General features: G+C 52.6%; 1 rRNA gene. It reads right to left on the reverse strand.

Annotated features, from left to right (window positions below):
- A 16S ribosomal RNA gene (locus tag AAIG26_RS23665) occupies positions 1 to 450 on the reverse strand; the annotation flags it as partial.
- Between the last annotated feature and the right edge of the window lie 58 nt (positions 451 to 508).

The following is a 508-nucleotide window of genomic DNA, read 5'->3' on the forward strand; positions in this document are numbered from 1 at the left end:
TTCCTCCCCGCTGAAAGTACTTTACAACCCGAAGGCCTTCTTCATACACGCGGCATGGCTGCATCAGGCTTGCGCCCATTGTGCAATATTCCCCACTGCTGCCTCCCGTAGGAGTCTGGACCGTGTCTCAGTTCCAGTGTGGCTGGTCATCCTCTCAGACCAGCTAGGGATCGTCGCCTAGGTGAGCCGTTACCCCACCTACTAGCTAATCCCATCTGGGCACATCTGATGGCAAGAGGCCCGAAGGTCCCCCTCTTTGGTCTTGCGACGTTATGCGGTATTAGCTACCGTTTCCAGTAGTTATCCCCCTCCATCAGGCAGTTTCCCAGACATTACTCACCCGTCCGCCACTCGTCACCCGAGAGCAAGCTCTCTGTGCTACCGTTCGACTTGCATGTGTTAGGCCTGCCGCCAGCGTTCAATCTGAGCCATGATCAAACTCTTCAATTTAAAAGTTTGATGCTCAATGAATTAAACTTCGTAATGAATTACGTGTTCACTCGTTGAG

The organism is Kosakonia sp. PSU_27 (genome assembly GCF_039409795.1).
In the GTDB taxonomy this organism is placed as follows: domain Bacteria; phylum Pseudomonadota; class Gammaproteobacteria; order Enterobacterales; family Enterobacteriaceae; genus Kosakonia.